The 16,891-nt window shown below is 55.2% G+C and carries 7 protein-coding genes; all 7 read left to right on the forward strand.

What is annotated here, in order from left to right; all coding sequences use genetic code 11:
- The first annotated feature begins 100 nt into the window (after window positions 1–100).
- The 7 genes from HXO69_RS04180 (at window position 101) to HXO69_RS04210 (ending at window position 16,776) form a co-directional block, all read left to right on the forward strand.
- The gene (locus tag HXO69_RS04180) at window positions 101–1,171 is read left to right on the forward strand and encodes an S-layer homology domain-containing protein (protein ID WP_296545477.1); all 1,071 of its coding nucleotides are present in this window, start codon (window positions 101–103) and stop codon (window positions 1,169–1,171) included.
- Window positions 1,172–1,710: 539 nt separating this feature from the next.
- A complete protein-coding gene (locus tag HXO69_RS04185) occupies window positions 1,711–4,890 on the forward strand; it encodes a siroheme synthase (protein WP_246823658.1) in 3,180 nt (1,059 codons plus the stop codon).
- Between the two features lie 251 nt (window positions 4,891–5,141).
- Complete coding sequence (locus HXO69_RS04190) at window positions 5,142–8,480, forward strand: S-layer homology domain-containing protein (RefSeq protein ID WP_296545478.1); 3,339 nt, start codon at window positions 5,142–5,144, stop codon at window positions 8,478–8,480.
- A 213-nt stretch (window positions 8,481–8,693) separates the two neighbouring features.
- Complete coding sequence (locus HXO69_RS04195) at window positions 8,694–10,733, forward strand: superoxide dismutase (RefSeq protein WP_296545480.1); 2,040 nt, start codon at window positions 8,694–8,696, stop codon at window positions 10,731–10,733.
- 461 nt (window positions 10,734–11,194) lie between these two features.
- A complete protein-coding gene (locus HXO69_RS04200) occupies window positions 11,195–13,192 on the forward strand; it encodes a peptidase (protein WP_296545482.1) in 1,998 nt (665 codons plus the stop codon).
- Between the two features lie 420 nt (window positions 13,193–13,612).
- Window positions 13,613–15,448, forward strand: coding sequence for an S-layer homology domain-containing protein (locus HXO69_RS04205; protein ID WP_296545483.1), 1,836 nt, complete (start codon window positions 13,613–13,615; stop codon window positions 15,446–15,448).
- A 443-nt stretch (window positions 15,449–15,891) separates the two neighbouring features.
- The gene (locus tag HXO69_RS04210; protein WP_296545485.1) at window positions 15,892–16,776 is read left to right on the forward strand and encodes an S-layer homology domain-containing protein; all 885 of its coding nucleotides are present in this window, start codon (window positions 15,892–15,894) and stop codon (window positions 16,774–16,776) included.
- Window positions 16,777–16,891 lie beyond the last annotated feature (115 nt).

A 16,891-nucleotide genomic window follows, 5' to 3' on the forward strand; every position in this document is an offset into this window, starting at 1 on the left:
ACGCCACGTACGTATAGCAAACGACTAGAGGCTTACCCAATGGTTATTGGTTTGCTAGCGTAGAAGTAACCACTCAGAAACACATCGATGGGACAACGTTATGTCTACTTTTTCCTCTCGTCGCGCCCTCATTAAGGGTGCGGCAGCACTAACAGTCGCCGGCGCGTTGGGCGCACACCACGCCGGTGAGCAGGGCGCTCAGGCTGCCACCTTGGACGTTAAGACTACTCCGCTGACCTTCAAGGTTACCGAGGCGTCGTTTGATATTAGCGGCTTCAACCTCAGCTACGAGATTACCGGCCTGCAGGCTGTGCTTGATACCGGTCTGTACACCCCGTACATTGAGGTTGGCTACTACACCAAGGAGAAGGGCTTCACCCAGTTCTATTTCTTCTCTCTTGAGCCGAAGAAGCGCATCGAGAATGATGTCTACATTAGGCATCACGTCATTGATTCTGAGATCACCGGTGGCCCGAATGGAAACTACGGGGTTCGCTTGTCTCTTCGTCCGCGCCGTCAGCAGTACACCATTCTGCGCACTCTTGAAGTTCGCCCCAAGATTGACACGGAGTTCGCGTGGGCACCTTTCATTGTGGACATTGATATGGATGGCGAGTACGCCCCCGATATCTACAGGTCATGTAAGGCAAAGGTTCTGCTGCTCGATAAGGAACGTTGCTTCTACCCTAAGCGTGCGGTGACCCGCGGCGACCTGATGGATGCAATCTACCGAGGCGCCCGCTCGCCGAAGGTGAAGCTTCCTGCGCGTTCTCCTTTCCCGGATTTGTCCCCGAAGGATGAGCGTTACCCGGCGTATATTTGGGCGTATCAGAACGGTCTGACTTCCGGCTGGTCTGACGGTAAGATGCACCCGGAGGCGGTGGCTAGCCGCGCTACGATGGCTGCGTTCTTCTACCGTTACTTTATGCTTACCCCCGGTCGTCGTTCTTATTGGTTCCGTCCCACTACCCCGCAGGATATGAAGCCGGGTGCCCCGTTCTTCACCGAGTCGGTGTGGTTGCACTCGTCGGTGAATATCGATACGAGCTATCACTATAAGAGCAAGGATTTCCGTCCGACCAAGACTGCTACCCGCGAGGAGCTGGCTCGTGTCTTGTCAATGCTCGACATGCTTGACACCATCCCCAACAGCCCCTATATCGATGACTAAGATTCGGCAGGTGCCTTGAACCGGGTGGTTGAGCCCGCGTGTTTTAGCTTGGGTTGACCTCTGCGAACAGCAGCTGAAGATAGTGGCCTATAGCCTATAGAAGGGGCGGTGAGAGTTTTTCTTTCACCGCCCCTTTTCGTGTGCCCGTTTTCTAGTGCGGGCGCTGTTAGGCACCGTTTTTAGTGATGGTTATGTATCCAATTTTTGCCTCTCTATTGTGTGGTCTTTTGGGGGTTTGAGCTTTATCTAAAACCGGGGCGTAATTTTTGAATTTTTTGTCTTATAACTCTCATCGGCATGTTTTTCTCGTGTTTTCATTGATTGTTTAAGACGCGGGTTGGTAGGCTGAAATTGCACTTCAGCATGCCGCCGCTACGGCTCCTCTACGATATGGATTCGGGGCGAGTTCGGTGCGGTGGACTGTCACTCATTTATCCTCTCAACTTCTTTTCTCATTCGCCCTCTTTCATGCAGAAAATTCAGATTGGATAATGATGTCCTCATTCTTTAAACCGCCCCATGGTACACACCGAAAAGTTGTGGGTGTTTCCCTGGCGTTGGGCTTGACTCCGCTGCTGGCTTTGACGCCGGTGGCGGCTCAGGCGGCGCCCGCCTCCCCCGCCCAGCAGGCAGATACGCAGCAGACAGGCAAGCAGCAGGCAGCACTTCAAGCAGCACCCGTACAGAATGCGCCCGCGCAGGGTGATAAGCAGGATGCACCCCTGCCGACCCTACGCGTGACCAGCGGAACCCTCGACATTCTCCACGGCGGCACCGTCCACGTGGAGGGTACCGGGCTGACCCCCGAGTTCTTGGCGCATCATGAGCTACGTAGCCTCACGATTGCCCCGAAGGGCTCTTCAACCTACGCTAACCCCTACCAAAAGGTCGATCACCGCGGCCTTATCTTTGACGCCCCGAAACCGGCTGCTGACGGCAGTTTCAGCGATGACCTGACGGTTCCGGCGAATAGCCTGCCGGCGAACCTGGAGTACGAGGTCATTCTGACCTACCGCCCCGTAGACGATGCCCACCCCTACGCGTGGAACACTGAGGACCGCGTCCGTACGGCGCTGCCGGTGGAGTTCAACCTCCCGAAGGCTGTCCTTCCCTCCATCACCTATGATGTTTCGGCTATTTCTGAGGAGCAGATTGCTTCCGGTCAGCCGGTTGAGGTGACGTTGACGGGTACCGGTTTTCAGGATGTCAGCTCCGTGAAGTTCACCTTGTCCGAGCATGATGAGCAGGGAAAGGTCACGAACGATAATGTGGCTTCGCTTGGTGAACTGAAGGCACCGGATACGGAAGAGAATCAGCGCATTTTCAAGGGCCTGATTCCTAACGGCTATTTCCAGAAAAAGGTCACTATCCCCGCGGGAGTTTTGAAGTCCGGTAAGGGGTATTCCCTGGGTGTTTCCGGTGTAGAAACCCACGGGTGGAATAAGCTGACGCGCAAGTTCCCCTTCGTTCCTGTGGGTAATAGCCCTGCGCGCATGGCGTATCAGGATAATTCGTTCAGGAATACCCTGCCGAAGGTATCTGTTGCCGCGCAGGATTTTGATCCCGGTCAGGACCGCGTCTATAAGGTAACTATTTCTAATATTTCCCCCGAGGTTGACCTGGGGTACTACCTTGACTCTGTGTCGATTTATAACGCTACCTCTGGTGAGCAGGGATATTTTGCGAGGAATGATGTAGCGGGTCAATACTATAAGCGTGACGAGCTGGTAACCCGCAACGCTGACGGCACTCTGACCGTGGAGGTTGAGTATAAGGTTCACGGTGATTCCTACAATAGGCCTTCTTCTCGCGGTTCGATGGCTGAAGTGCGTGTGGTGTTCTCGGATTCTCAGTATTCGTACGGTAGCCATAAGTTCACGGTGAGCGCGCAGCTTCCGATGGCCCCTCCTGCCGCTGATGCTGTTGATTGGGAGAACCCGGCGAATGTTAAGTTGAAGGTCGATTCGGGAACCCTCAATATTTCTCAGGGTGGCACGGTGTCGGTGACGACTTCCCCGTTGAGCGCCGAGTTCCGTAAGAAGTACACTTTCCACGAGCTGGCTCTGGTGGAGCGCGGGTCGGTGTACGTGTATGCGGAACACAATATTTATGCGCCTCTCGACGAGTACGGCGGGATGCTCAAGGATCTGGATCATCAGGTGCGGGAGAACCCGGACGGTAGCCTCACCTACACGTTTAAGGTTCCCCCGCAGTACGTTGAGGCTGCCGACGGTGAGCTCTTCGATGTAGTGATGACCTACTACCCGTTGGATGAAGCTGAGCCGGAACCTTCGAGTAGGTCCAACCGTTTGTATGCCCGCGCCCATATTGATGTGGTTCAGGATGCGCAACCGACCCGTGGGACCTACACCTTCAGTCAATCCGCTATCGATGACCCGTGGAAGGATACGACGCTGCGGGTTGAGGGACGCCATATCCTCTCCCAGGCTAGTGAAATGGTTGGTAATGATTGGCCGGTCATCGCTATCTATGAGGCTGACCCTGCAACGGGAAAGATGGTGGGTGAGCCTGTGTTCACTCAGCGGGATGACTACACGTACTACGGGGTTAACACCAGGTGGTTCCGCAATAACTATTTCAGTGCGGAGCTGAAGATTCCTGCGGGTACGTTGAAGCCGGGCAAGCTCTACTTTATTGGTATGTATGGGAACGGGTTGCCTTACCCCGGCATGGAAGATTCTCCGGGTTCTATGCTGAATGATGTTGCCGAGTTCCTTCCGGTGCATTCTCCCGAGCAGGAGTCCGCGGGGCCCACACTGCACCTTGGGTCGGTGGGCCTGAACCCGTACGCGCAGACGAACTTGTTTACGGCACGCGCTACCGGGCTCTTTGCGCCGGGTGAAGGATCGTACCGCCTCTCAGTGCAGCATGTTGATGAGCAGGGGCGTTTGACCGGTCAGACGGTGTTCCAGCAGGCGATTCCGGCTGACCTCATCAAGGATGGCAGGGTGGAGCTGAATCTGACGATCGCTCAGCAGCTGAGCTATTCGGGTGCTTATCGTCTGGTCTTGGAGAAGGTCACCCCCGGTAAGGATGGTGCCGGCGAGTCGGTGGAGCAGCTTGCTTTCGAGGATATTCCTCTGAAGCTGACGCGTGAGGGTGAGTTGCAGGCTGCTGAGCAGTGGTTTGCTGATCGTGATATTTTGCCTAATCCTTCGCCGATGTCCTGGCATAGCGGTATGACGCGCCACGATGTGACGGTGTCGCTGTACCGATTGGCTGGTTCCCCGAAGGTTGAGCTGCCTGCTTTTAGCCCGTACGCGGATGTGGCAACGAACGACCCGGACTACGCCGCGTACATTTGGGCTCGTCAGAAGGGTATTACCTTCGGCTGGGCGGACGGCAAGTTCCACCCGGAGGCGAAGCTTTCGACCCCGTCGACGGTGGCGTTCATGTACAGGTACCAGAAGGCGATGGGTCAGGTCACGCCGAAGGCGCCGACCTCTGCCTCGTTGCCGCGTAGCTTGTCTGTGCCGGGTAACCAGGATGCGCCTCGGAGTGCTAGCGGCTGGCAGCATAAGGTTCGTCAGGGTAGCGCTTTTTGGCGTGAGGCTCAGTGGGCTGTTGATCACCGCATGTGGGGTTACCGCGTTGATGGGGAATACGTCTATGAGGACTTTGATAGGTCTTTCGTTTCCTCTGGTGATTTGAAGTTGATGCTGTACCGCTTGGCGCACGGCGGCAGCCACCTCAAGTAGCGCCGGGTCGTGGTGAGTGAGGTAACCGGTGGGCTGGGATGCTCGACGTAGTTCGACTTTTCAGCCTGCCGGTGCCACCCCGGTTTTTCTTCCCTGCCTCTGCGAGTTCTTTTGCCTAGCACCAGGCTTTACGGGGCTACTTCTCCTCTGTTTTTTTGGGGGGGTCTTTTCAGGCTTTATCCGCTCAACTTTTTCACTCACTTCATCTACTCACTCGTTTCAATCACCGTATAAATTTTGTAGATGGGATAATGATGTCTTCATTCTTCACACCACGAGGCGCCCGGCGCTGTTCCACCTCTCCGCGCCACCCGGCAAGCGCCCGTGCGCTCAGCCTGTCGTTGCTGCTGGGTTTGAGCCCGCTTGCCGGTATCACCCCGGCGGCACTAGCTGTGCCCGAAAACCCGGCACAACCGGCACAGGTTGCACCTGCTCAGGCAGACCCGGAACAGGCGACCCCCGCCTCCCCCGCTGTAGCTTTGAACCAGCGCCAGACAGAAAACCAGCAGAATCCTGTAGCCCAGGGCGAGCAGACCAGTTCGCTACCGACTTTGCGTGTCACCAGTGGCACGTTAAAAATTGAGACTGGCGGCACGGTGCATGTTGAAGGCACCGGCTTCACTCCCGAGTTCTTGGCGCACCATGAGCTGCGTAGCCTCATTATTGCCCCCAAGGGTTCCTCTACCTATGTCGGTCCTTACCAGGAGCCCACATACCAGGGGCCGCGCTTTGACGTTCCGGCGCCTGCAGCAGACGGAACTTTCAGCGCCGACTTGGAAGTATCCTCCAACGGCATACCTGCGGGCATGGAGTACGAAGTTATCTTGACCTACCGTCCGCTGGATGACGCACACCCCTATCAGTGGAGCACTGAGGACCGTATTCGCACAACACTCGCCGTGACGAGTAATTTCCCGCAGTCTGCTTTGCCTTCTATTACCTATGATGTGGATTCTATTTCTGAGGAGCAGATTAATTCCGGAAAACCAATTGAAATCAATATGACGGGTTCGGGTTTTGACGGGATGAATAAGCTGCGTTTCACCCTTGTGGAAATCGACCCGAATAATCCTGAAAGTTATCATCGTTATTTAGATTTCGAGGATTTAGTTCCTGCAGATTCTCCGTACTTGAAGCGGGTTTTTCATGGTCTGATTCCTAACGGTCGTTTTCAGCGTAAGATTACGATTCCTGCCGGTTTTTTAAAGCCTGGTAAGGGGTATTATCTGAGCGTGGTTGGATCTTATCCCTCTGGGGTTGATTCTTCTCCCTTCGGAATTAACGCTATAGCGCGCGATTTCCCCTTCATTCCTGTGGGTAAGAACCCCGCGAAAATGCCTTACCAGAGCAATACGTACCGCAATACTCTTCCGAAGGTTTCACTGTCTCCTCAGACGCTTGATCCATACCATGCAGGGAAATATAAAGTTACTATTTCTAACATTTCCCCGGAAGTTGATTTGGGGTATTACGTCAAATCCGTCGACATTTATAGTAAAACCGCTCGAAAGACTATCGTCGGAATTACTGACATTCCTTACTTTGATTATGACATTATTGTTGTCCGTAACCCTGACGGTACCCGCACCGTAGAACTTGAAATTGACTCTGCAGTCATCAAGGAGTTGCAGAATGTGTACCTTGGTTCTGAGGCAGAGCTGAGGGTAGCTTTCTCAGATTCTCTTTATCAGAAGGGTAATCACATTTTTACGGTCACTGCGCCCGTGCAGCTGGCTGCTCCTCCGACCCCGATAAATCCTCCCGCATCTGATGAAGTGCGTTTGAGTGTCACTTCAGGTACCCTCAATATTTCTGAGGGCGGCGCTGTCTCTGTGACGACTGCACCGCTGAGTGCTGAGTTCCGCAAGAAGTACACGCTCTTCGAGTTCGGCATTGTGGAGCGAGGGAAGGACTACGAGTGGTCAAGCTACGGCAGTAAGCTACCTGAAGCCCAGTACGGTAAGAGAGTCGCTACCCTTCGAAATCAGGGGAAGGTTCATGAAAACCCTGATGGAAGCATTACGTTCACCTTTGATGTTCGCAAGCAAATCTTTGATGTACCCGAGGGCACTCTCTTCGATGTCGTGTTGACGTTCTACCCGTCGGATGAAGCTGAGCCGGATTTGCGTTGGGAGTCGACAGACCGCCGTCTTACGGCACGAGCTTCTCTGCCGGTAGTGCGTGACCCTGAGCCTGTTCAGCCAACGTACCGCTACAGCATTTCGGCGATCGATAAGCCGTGGCAGGATACCACTCTGACGGTTGAGGGCTACCATATCCTCGATCCTCATGCGGTAGGCGGTCATGAATCGGTTGCATACCTCACCCTCTACGAGGCTGACCCGGCCACCGGAAAGATTATGGGACGCCCTGTTTTCTCCGACATAATTCCGCTGACAAGTTGCGGACAACTTTGCGGCGGATTCCATAATCGTTACTTCAGCACGGAGATGACGATTCCGGCGGGTACGTTGAAGCCGGGCAGGCTCTATATGATTGGCATCTACGGTTCTAATCTGCCTCGTCCTGGCGAGGAGGAGTACAGCGGTAGCCTACTGACCAGTGTCGCTGAGTTCCTTCCCGTGCGGTCTACGCAGCCTAACCCTGACCAGCCTGTAGCGCGTCCGGACTTGTACATTCTGAATAAGCGCATCAGCCCGTACGAGGATATGAATACCCTCACCGCCCGAGTCTCGAATCTTCCGAAGCTTACCGTTGGTCATTACCGTTTCTCGGTTCAGGCAACGGATGATTCTGGCGAGCCAACCGGCGAGAAGGCCCTGGAACAGGTCATTCCTGCTGAGCGCCTTCAGAATGGTTCTACGGATGAGAAGCTGAATATTCCCGGTAGCGCTCTGAATTATGAGGGGTCTTACAGGGTTGTTCTGGAGAAGGTAACCCCCGGCAAAGACGGTGCCGCAGATACGGTCGAGCAGGTCACTTCTGAGGGCCTTGAGCTTTTTGTAAGCTACACTGCGGAGCAGGAAGCGGCTGTTGAGTGGGTTAAACAGCAGGTTCTTCTGGATGAGCATAAGGCTGTGCTGAGTCGCCGCGATGTCACGGTGGCGCTGTACCGTCTTGCGGGCGCACCTCATGTTGAGCTGCCTGCAACCAGCCCTTATGCGGATGTAGCCCCGGATGATCCAGACTATGCCGCGTACATTTGGGCTCGTCAGAAGGGTATTACGTTCGGTTGGGTCGATGGTAAGTTCCACCCGGAGGCGAACCTTTCGATTGCCTCGACGGTGGCGTTCCTGTACAGGTACCAACGAGCGCTAACCCCTGCGTCTTCGCCGGAGTCGAGCAGTTTGCCGTCTTCGCCTGTACCGAAGAGCGATACGTCAGATAGCAGTAATGTACCGGAGGAGTCTCCCACACGGGATTCACGTTCGCGGGTGCACTGGCCCGAGTATGAGCGTATGGATACTGCATTCTGGCGGGAATCATTGTGGGCTACCCAGCAGATTATCTGGGGATACGCAGAATATTATCGAGGCCACGGTGAGAATTTCAGCTTGGATACTGTTTCCTCTTGGCAGTTCTCACTGATGCTCTACCGTATGACGCACGGCGGTAGCCACCTCAAGTAGCACCCGGTCGTGGTGAGGGATACCCTGTGGGCTGGAATGTTCGGATTAGTTCGGCTTTTCAGCCCACCGGTGCAGCCCTTTCTATTCGCCTCTCCAGGATGCTTCTTCTCCCCTGTTCGGGGTTTTCTTTTCACGCTTTATCCGCTCGACTTCTTCACTCGCTTCATCTACTCGCTCGCTTCATTCACCGTACAGTTTTTTGTAGATGGGATAATGATGTCTTCATTCTTCACACCACGAGGCGCCCCGCGCCACTCCGATACCCCGCACCACCCAGCGAGCGCCTGTGTGCTCAGCCTGTCGTTGCTGCTGGGTTTGAGCCCGCTTGCCGGTATCACCCCGGCGGCGCTGGCAGCACCGGCGCAGGCCACCCCCGCCTCTCCCGCCGCTGCTCAAGAGGATGCTGACGAACCCACGTCTTCGCTTCCGGAGGCAGATGATTCTCGCTATCCGGAAGTGGATGATTCTCGCCATCCTGAAATGGAAGGGTTTAAAGTCTCTCCCGAGACTCTCAACATTTCTCGAGGCGGCACCGTAACCCTGACGACGCCTCCGCTCAGTGCTGAATTCCGTCAGAATTACGAATTCTACGAATTTTCTCTGGTTGATCGCGGTTCTTCGTACTTCAAAGGCGCGTATGCCCGCATTGACGGATATGCCTACTTTGGCTACCTCTTTGACCGTGACCCCAACCCGAAACAGATGGTAGAAAACCCAGACGGGAGCTACACCTTCTTCCTCAATATTGGGCCGTACATTATTGAGGCTAAAGAAGGCACTCTTTTCGACGTCATTTTGACGTACCACAAGAAGGGCCACCGGGAGGATTTTTGGCCGTCCGAATTCCGTTTTGTGGCGCGTGCACCTATTAATGTTGTGCAGGACCCTAAGCCTACTGAGACGACGTACATTTTCAGTGTGCCCGCGATTGATGACCCGTGGAAGGATACGACTCTGACGATTGAGGGGTTCCATATCCTTACGAGCGGTAGTCGAGAGGGCAAGGATGGCCCCGCGCTTCTGGCTTTTTATGAAGTCGACCCGAAGACCGGAAAGATTGTAGGCGAACCAGAATTCACCACTCGGATTCCGTACCCGGCTTCCCGTAGTGGAGAGCGCGTTTATTTCCTGAATTGGCATTTTAAGACGTCTATTACGATTCCTGGGGGAACGCTTAAGCCGGGTAAGGTCTATAAGATTGGTTTCTACGGTAAAGACCGTCCGGAGGATGAGAATTACCCCGGTGAGTTGCTGAATGATGTTGCAGATTTCATTCCGGTACGTTCACTGAATAAGGAATCGGCGAGCCCTGAGATGTTTCTGAAGGCTACGACGGTGAGCCCCTATGATGAGGAAAATATCCTTCAGGTACGTGCCGTCGGCTTGAAGAAGCAGCCTGGGGTCTCTTACCGTTTCTCGATGCAGCATGTTGATGAGCAGGGACATCTGGCCGGTCAGAAAACGCTGGTGCAGGAGATTGCTGCTGAGAGCATCCATGACGGCACGATGGATGAGAAGCTGACCATCCCCGGTGCGCCGCTGAATTATGACGGCTCGTACAGGCTCTTCTTGGAAAAGGTGACTGCCGGCAAGGACGGTACGGTTGAGTCGGTTGAGCAGCTTACTTCGAAGGATCTACAGCTGCAGTTTACGAAGAATAAGGAAGTCAACGCCGCCTGGGCCTGGTTTAAGCGCCGTCAGGTTCTTCCTGAGTTTTCTGATTCAGGTAGGAACAGCTATATGACGCGCCGCGATGTGACGGTGGCGCTGTACCGTCTTGCGGGTTCGCCGAAGGTGGAGCTTCCGGCGACGAGTCCTTATGGAGATATCGCTCCGGATGACCCGGACTACGCCGCGTATATTTGGGCTCGTCAGAAGGGCATTACGTTCGGTTGGGCGGATGGGAATTTCCACCCGGAGATGAACATGCACAATTATTCGACGGCGGCGTTCCTGTACAGGTATCAGCGTTCGCGCGGTATGGTGTCTCCCGGCTTGCCGACTGCCGCACCGCAGTCTCGTAACGGTAGCCTGCCGGGGTCGGATGAATCTGAGGTGAGCGCTAACCCATGGGTTCTGGATTTGGAGGAGGGTAGCGCTTTTTGGCGTGAATCTCGGTGGGCTGTTCAGCAACGCATTTGGGGCTACACCGGGGATTGGGAACACGAACGCTTTTTCATGGAGACAACGTCCGTCTATGACTTGGCGTTGATGCTCTACCGCATGGAGCACGGCGGCAGCCGCCTCAAGTAGTCGTCTCAAGCAGTTGCCGTGAAGTAGCTATTCGAGAGTCGCCTCCCGTGGCAACGCGGCATGTTGTTGTGTTGCTTTACAATCGGTGATGGCGGGCTGAAATTTTCGGGCTGATTCGCCCGGTTTTTCAGCCCGCCAGCACTTTCGCTCAGGCGCCTGGTGCACCCCTTTTTCTACTCAACTTTTCGTTCATTTTCACCGTTCTTTTCTCCCCTTCCACTCAACGTTTTCCCTCACTCACTTCAATCACCGTACAGAATGCCACTGTGCAGAAAACCACCCTGCAAAAACCACCGTGTAAAGCCGCGGTATAGAAAGCACAGTGCAGAACATTAGATGGGATAACCGTGTCTTCTTTCTTCCAACCAACCACAACTCAGGGCGCTAAGACGCCTGCCCAGAAAAACCGCCTTCAAAATACCCGGGGCAAAAAGGCGATCAGCCTCTCCCTGCTGTTGGGTATGACACCGCTTGCGGGTATTACCCCGGCGGCGCTGGCGGCACCGTACCAGCCTGCACAGGTGGAGTCTGCTCAATCGGATCCGGCGAGCCCCGCCTCCCCTGCCGCATCGTTGCAGGCAACCCCCGTAGCTGCTGCCCCCGCCGCCGCTGAGGCTGGTGCCGCAGCCACTGGCGTGAGCGATACTGACAAGATTGATTTGAAGGTCACCACCGGCACTCTCAATATTTCTCAGGGTGGCACGGTGTCCGTGACGACTTCCCCGTTGAGCGCCGAGTTCCGTAAGAAGTACAAGCTCTTCCAGTTCGGCCTCGTGAACCGTGGTACCGATTACGGATGGTCCCGTACCGGTGAGGCAACTCAAAATCCCCTGTACCGCGGCAAGGTCGATCATCTTCGAGAAGACGGTATCGTCCACGACAACCCGGACGGAAGCCTCACCTTCACCTTCGAGGTCAAGAAGCAGACCATCCGGGCGACCCCTTCGCCTGCCCTTGACGTGGTGTTGACCTACTATCCGGCGGGCGAACCTGAGCCGAGCGCTGAAGAGTATGAGGACCCCCGCCTTACTGCCCGCACTCCGCTCAGCTTGACTCAGGACCCTGAGCCGGATCAGACTACTTACGTGTACAGCATGCCGGCGATTGATAACCCTTGGGCTGATACGCAGCTGAAGATTGAGGGCTACCATATTCTCTCTAAGCAGCTTCTTGAGCCGGGGAGCGCCCCGGCGTCTCTGATGCTGTATGAGGTTGACCCTGCCACGGGTTTGATGGTGGGCAAGCCTGTTTTCACGCATGCGGTTCGTTATACGGATTGTGGTGAATACTATTGCTGGAGCTTCCTGAATAACTATTTCTCTGCGGATGTGACAATTCCTGCGGGCACTCTACAGCCGGGTAAGTCGTACATGATTGGCGTCTACAGTGGCCTCTTCCCGAATCCGGATGAGGAGAAGGTACCCGGTAGCCTCCTGACGGATGTTGCCCCGTTTATTCCGGTGCGCTCGCCCAACCGGAACACCGAGGTGAAGGATGCCGCCCCGGTTCTGCGCGTCGAGCCGCAGCAGAGGGACCAATATTATTCTGACTCACCGCAGGTGAGCCCCTATTGGGAGAAGAATACGTTGCAGGTGCGTGCCGTGAATCTGCCGAAGCTCACCGAGGGCCATTACCGCTTCTCGCTGCAGGCTACGGATGCTTCTGGCAATCTGACCGGTCAGAAGGCGCTGGAGCAGGATATTGCGGCTGACCGCATCCAGAGCGGTTACACGGAGGCGACGCTCACTGTTCCTGGTGAGGCGCTGAATTATCAGGGCGGTTACAAGCTGGTGGTGGAGAAGGTTCTTCCCGGTCAGGGTGGTGCCGCGGATTCTGTGCAGCAGGTTGTTTCTACCGACCTTGGTTTGGTGGTGAACGCGTTTGAGGAGAGTGAGGCTGCGAAGAGGTGGTACAAGGCTCAGCAGCTTCCCAAGTCAGAGCTCTATTATTCTGAGAATATGACGCGCCGTGATCTGACGGTGGCTCTTTATATGTTGGCGGGTTCGCCGAAGGTTGAGCTTCCGGAGGCCAGCCCGTATCCGGATGTTCAGCCCAGCGACCCGGACTATGCCGCGATTGTGTGGGCTCGTCAGCAGAGCATTACGTTCGGTTGGGCGGATAGCAAGTTCCACCCGGATGCGCAGCTTTCTCCTCGCTCTGTTGTTGCGTTCTTGTATAGGTATCAGCGTTCGCGCGGTAAGGTGTCGCCCGTCTTACCGACTGCCGCACCCCAGCCTCATAACGGTAGCTTGCCGGGGTCGAGGGATTCTGAGAATTGGGCTGCGGACGTAAGAGAAGGTAGCGCTTTTTGGCGTGAATCTCGGTGGGCTGTGCAGCAGCACATTTGGGGTTACGCCGAGGATTGGCTAAACGAGGACTTTACTTGGGAGCATACGACCACCAATGACCTGGCGGTCTTGCTGTACCGCATGGAGCACGGCGGCAGCCGTCTCACATAGTGTCCCGTTCTCGGTGTTAACTATTTTGGGTAGCTTTCGTCAAATAGGCGACTTTATGGCTCTGTTTATGTGCCACTTTTATTGTGGGTGACTTTTATGTTGCCTTGCCCACCGCATTGTGAATATTCTCAACCTGCAGAGGTTGCATAGGTGCGAATTTTTCGAATGCGGTGGGTTTTTTGCGCTTTCTTTTTTGTACAGTGACCAGCGTTTGTTCTTATCAGCACAATATTTAGGCATATTTTCCACGTCATGCACATACTTTTTAAAGCTATACTTCACCTTAAGACATGCGATAAAACACACAGACATTTTTCGCGCTGATGACCTTTCAGGTTCCAGCACGTCTTAACTATTTGCTACGGTGTTTATGCGCACCACACTCGATGCGTGACACCGATAAAAACTGATTGGATTACAATGTCCTCACTTCCCAACCACATGCGCTTTGCGCTACCCAAAAACATGGCTAAGAGCGGCTGTGCCATCACCCTGGCTGGCGCAATGCTCTTACCCCTCTCCCCCGCGTTTGCGGCGCCTACTGCTACTCCGGTAGCGGCTCAGGCTGTTGCGCAGGGCGAGGTTCAGGGTGCGCAGCGTCTGCAGGTTACCTCCGGCACTTTTGACATTCTCAAGGGCGGCAACGTGACCGTTAGCGGCTCCGGTTTCTCTAAGGACTTCGTCAAGGGCAAGTCGTTCCGCCTGTACGTTGTTCCGAAGGGTGAAAGCGTTGCTTTCCCGCCGCACCACCCGCGTAATTACCCCTTCTACGTTCAGGATGTTCCCGCCTCCGCTTTTGCGGCTGACGGCACCGTGAACCTGACCGCTTCTATCGGCGCTAACTATCTGGAGGCCAATGGCTCGTCCTTCGATGTTGTGCTCGGTTACCGTGATGACGCTGAAGACGGCTGGATTCCCGCTGGCGAGGTTCGTACTGAGCTGAAGGTTGCGGACGTTCCCACCGTTGATTCCCCGGCCCTGTCGTACGACGCTTCGTCGGTGAATGCTTCTGAGAACACTAAGGTCACAGTGAACGGTGCCGGTTTCCAGAACATTTCGTACAACGGTAGCGAGTCGCTGATTGTTGCGGTTCGTGCGGTTGATCCGGCGACCGGTAAGGCGACCGGCCCCGCGCTGGCTCAGTCGGAGGCTAAGTTCACCTCCTACTCTGCTTTCTTTGGCCAGTACATGGGTTACACCAACGGCCGTTTCTCGACCGTTCTGGACATCCCGGCAGGCACCCTGAAGTCCGGCAGCTCCTACGTTGTGCAGACTTTCGAGTTCAACGTCCCGGAAGATAACGATGAGGCGAACAACCAGGCGCTGAGCACTCAGGCGTTTGTTCCGGTGAACGGCGAGAACGCTAAGACTGCTTCGCCTTCGGTGTCCCTGAGCACTGACAAGGTTGATCTGAGCTCTTCGACCACTATCCGTGTGAAGGGTAAGGATTTCAAGGTTCCGGCTGGCGCTACCGTGAACGTACTGTTCTCTGAGGCTGAGGCTGACGGCAACCCGACCGGTGAGGCTCTGGATAGCATCACTCTGAACGCTGACCGCGTGGCAACCGGCGCGTTTGAGACCACCGTTAATGTTGACGGCACCAAGCTGGATGAGGATAGCCGCTACGCTATTTTCGTAACCATTAACTACGCCGATGGTCAGCGCGAGCGCATCGCCGCCGATTACCTGACTTTGACCGGTGAGTCTGCGAACAAGAAGGCTCGTGAGCGTTTCGCTGATGTTCCGGCTGCTCACGCGAACCACAAGGCTGTTCTGTGGGCTGCTGATCAGAAGCTGATTGATTCTCGCGAGAAGGATTGGTTCGGCGTTAATGATGACGCGACCCGCGGCGACCTGACCGTTGCACTATACCGTTTGGCTGGTTCCCCGAAGGTTGATCTGCCGGCGACTAGCCCGTACGCGGATGTGAAGACTGATGACCCGAACTACGCCGCCTACATTTGGGCTCGTCAGAAGGGCATTACTTTCGGCTGGTCTGACGGTAAGTTCCACGCAAATGCGTCCGTGTCTAACGCTACTGTTGCGGCGTTCCTGTACCGTTTCGACGGTAAGAAGCCGGTTGCAGTGACTGAGGCACCGTACACCGATGTGAAGGTTGGTTCTGCGTTCTACCGCGAGATTACCTGGGCTAAGCAGCAGAAGCTGCAGGTTTTCCCGGGTTCTGAGTACCACCCGTCTGCGCTGGTGAGCCGTGGTGAGCTGGCTGGTTTCTTGATGAACTACAAGGTTCGCTAGGGTCCTGCTGGTTCGTTGGGATTAGCGTCTAACCCGCAATGATTGAGCCGGGCTGGCGGTGATGAAACGTTGGTTTCGTCCCGCCGGCCCGGCTTTTCTGTGTCTCCAGCAGGGCTGCCAGCAGGGTATCTGTAGAGGGTATGAGCGGGACTGTTGCCCGGTGCTTTTCCGCGGTTTTTCGGGGTATTTTTGCCGGTTAACACGCTAATGTGGGCTGTACCGCATGTGGGCCGCGCCTCATGCGGTACCCGCTATTGGTGGATTTTCGGGGTGCCCCACTCCCCTTTTTCACAATTGTTCGATGGAGTGTAAATTAATATTTTTCAAGCTGTGGTTTATGCTTAGGACTGTTGCGCCCCCTTGATGCGCGCCCGTTTCCGGTTGGGCGTCTGTTGTGCGAGGGAGCCTATCACACACCGATACATCAACCACATTGAGGATTCATGTCCCAGGATTCTAAGCAGTCGGCTGATACTGCCCATAATTCTTCTACACCTCTGCTGGCACCGGAGGGCACCCCCGATACTTCTTCTCAGGATGCCGCTAAGAAGCGTAAGCGCCGCCGCATTGAGCTGGCTGTTGGCGCTGTGGCGCTGGCGGGTGTTTTGTATCTGCCGTTCTCTCCTCTGTTTTCTTTCTATGATTCGTCGGAGGCGCGTCTTTCTTCGGCGGACACTGCTGCGCCGGCAGCTGCTTCGGCGCCTTCCACTTCTTCTCCTCTGGCGTCGAGTTCTTCGACTCAGGGCCCGAAGATTCTGCGTCCGTCTGTGACCGCGCCGGATGCGAACACTATTTTTGCTGATGCTCCTGAGGATTCTGCGTACTATGCGGGTATCCGTTGGGCTGTTCGTACTGAGACGATGCTTCCGGTGTCTGAAGACCATTTTGGTGCTGAGGATCCGGTGACTCGTGGCGAGCTGATTAGCATGTTCTATAAGCTGGCGGGTTCGCCGTCGGTGACCCATCCGGAGCATTCGCCGTATGCGGATGTTGATGAGTCTGACCCGAATTATGATGCGTACCTGTGGGCGCGTCAGGAGCGTATTACCTCCGGTTGGGTTGATGGTAAGTTCCATGCGGAGGCGCGCCTGTCGAATGCTTCTGCTGCGGCTCTGCTGTACCGTGCTGATGGTGCGCAGAAGATTCAGATGTCGGGTTCTTCCCCGTTTAGCGATGTTTCGTCTGCGACTCCGTTCTACCGTCAGATTGTGTGGGCGTCTCGCCGTGGCGTGTCGACGGTGTCTGAGGGTAATGCTTTTGAGCCGACGGCTCAGACGTCTCGCGGTCGTGTTGCGATGATGATGTACCTGTACTTCCGCACTTCGTAGTTTTTACACTGCGTAGTTTTCGCGCTTCGTTTTAGCGCTTGGTTAGTGTGTGTTTGGTGGCCCCGTACTCCTTGTTGGGAGTGCGGGGCCTCTTGTGTTTTGAGGAGTGTGCGCG

Origin of the sequence: Rothia sp. (in: high G+C Gram-positive bacteria), assembly GCF_015265375.1 — a bacterium.
GTDB lineage: Bacteria > Actinomycetota > Actinomycetes > Actinomycetales > Micrococcaceae > Rothia.